1 rRNA gene is annotated in these 470 nt (G+C 57.2%); it reads left to right on the top strand.

Annotated elements, in window-relative coordinates:
* Window positions 1–470: ribosomal RNA gene (locus EXE42_RS19490) — 23S ribosomal RNA — on the top strand; the annotation flags it as partial.

The raw sequence follows: 470 nt of genomic DNA, 5'->3' as shown, positions 1-470 counted from the left end.
CAGCATTGAAATACTACCCGTCGGTGACTGCGACTCTCACTCCGGGAGGAGTACACCGGTAGCCGGGCAGTTTGACTGGGGCGGTACGCGCTCGAAAAGATATCGAGCGCGCCCGAAGATCATCTCAGCCGGGTCGGGAATCCGGCGAAGAGCGCAAGAGCACAAGATGGTCTGACAGTGTTCTTCCCAACGAGGAACGCTGACGCGAAAGCGTGGTCTAGCGAACCTACGAGGTTCCGGAATGGGACCCGTAGATGACAGAAAAGCTACCTTAGGGATAACAGAGTCGTCACTCGCAAGAGCACATATCGACCGAGTGGCTTGCTACCTCGATGTCGGTTCCCTCCATCCTGCCCGTGCAGACGCGGGCAAGGGTGAGGTTGTTCGCCTATTAAAGGAGGTCGTGAGCTGGGTTTAGACCGTCGTGAGACAGGTCGGCTGCTATCTATTGGGGGTGTGAGGTACCTGAC

This window comes from Halorubrum sp. SP3, from assembly GCF_005435195.1.
Lineage (GTDB): Archaea > Halobacteriota > Halobacteria > Halobacteriales > Haloferacaceae > Halorubrum > Halorubrum sodomense.
Note: the sequence above shows the minus strand (reverse complement) of the source record. Positions and strands in the feature narration are given on the sequence as shown.